The 1,600-nt window shown below is 67.3% G+C and carries 1 pseudogene; it reads left to right on the forward strand.

Going from position 1 to position 1,600, the window contains the following annotated elements:
• Positions 1 to 1,600 (forward strand): annotated as a pseudogene (locus tag EN750_RS33430) (ATP-dependent DNA helicase RecG); the annotation flags it as partial.

Genomic DNA, 1,600 nt, shown 5'->3' on the forward strand with positions numbered 1-1,600 from the left:
GTCGCCCGCGCGGGCGACCTTCTGTTCGTGCTGCCGCACACCGTCATCGACCGGCGCAGCCGGCCGGGCATCGCAGGATCCGCGGAAGGCCAGATCGTGACGCTGGAGGTGCGCATCGACCGCCACCAGCCGCCGCCGCGCGGCAACAGGTCGGTGCCTTACCGCGTCTTCGCCCATGACGACACCGGCGAGATCGCGCTGACCTTCTTCCATGCTCACGCTTCCTATCTCGAAAAGGCGATGCCCGAGGGCGAGCATGTCGTGGTCTCGGGCCGCATGGAATGGTTCAATGGCCGCCCCAGCATGGTCCACCCCGACCATATTGCGCTGGCCAGCGAGGCGGAAAACCTGCCGCTGGTCGAACCGGTCTATCCCCTGACAGCCGGGCTCTCGGGCAAGGTGCTGCGCCTGGCCGATCGCCCGCATCCACAATCCCGCCGACCCGATCGACGTCTCCATCGACGGCGCCGCCTGGCGGCGGCTCGCCTATGACGAGTTGCTGGCGGGCCAGGTCTCGCTGGCGCTGGTGCGGGCAAAAGTCCGCAGGCTGTCCGGGCGTCCCCTGGTCGGCGACGGCCGCATCGTTGAAAAACTGAGGGCCGCACTGCCCTACTCGCTGACATCGAGCCAGGAGTTCGCGCTGGCCGAAATCAATGCCGACCTCGCTGATCCCGAGCGCATGCTGCGGCTTCTGCAGGGCGATGTCGGCTCCGGCAAGACGGTCGTAGCGCTGTTGGCCATGGCACGCGCCGTCGAGGCCGGCGGCCAGGCAGCCTTGATGGCACCGACCGAAATCCTGGCGCGCCAGCATCTGGCGACCATCACGCCGCTTGCCGCCAAGGTCGGGCTGCGCATTGCCATCCTCACCGGCCGCGAAAAGGGCCGCGAACGCGCGGATACGCTGGCCGGCCTGGCAAGCGGTGAGATCGACATCGTGGTCGGCACCCACGCGCTGTTCCAGGAGACGGTCATGTTCCACGACCTGGTCTTCGCCGTGATCGACGAGCAGCACCGTTTCGGCGTCCATCAGCGGCTTGCCATCACCGCCAAGGGCGACGCGCCGGACATGCTGGTGATGACGGCCACTCCCATCCCCCGCACGCTGGTGCTGACCGCTTTCGGCGACATGGACGTGTCGAAACTGACGGAAAAACCGGCCGGCCGCCAGCCGATCCGTACCGTTACGCTGCCGCTCGAGCGGCTCGACGAACTGGTCGACCGCATGGTGGACGCCGTCGCCGCAGGCCAGAAGATCTACTGGATCTGTCCGCTGGTCGAGGAATCCGAAGAAATCAAGCTGATGTCGGCCGAGGACCGCTTCGCCTCGCTGAAACCATTGTTCGGCGACCGTATCGGGCTCGTTCACGGCCGCATGAAGGGTGCCGAGAAGGACGAGGCGATGCGTGCCTTCAAGCAGGGCGAGACACGCATCCTGATCGCCACCACCGTCATCGAGGTCGGCGTCGACGTGCCGGACGCCACCGTCATGGTCATCGAGCACGCCGAGCGCTTCGGCCTGGCCCAGCTGCACCAACTGCGCGGCCGGGTCGGGCGTGGCGACAAGCCCTCCTCCTGCGTGCTGCTCTACAAGGACCCGCCT

The sequence above is a fragment of the Mesorhizobium sp. M7A.F.Ca.ET.027.03.2.1 genome, from assembly GCF_003999175.1.
In the GTDB taxonomy this organism is placed as follows: domain Bacteria; phylum Pseudomonadota; class Alphaproteobacteria; order Rhizobiales; family Rhizobiaceae; genus Mesorhizobium.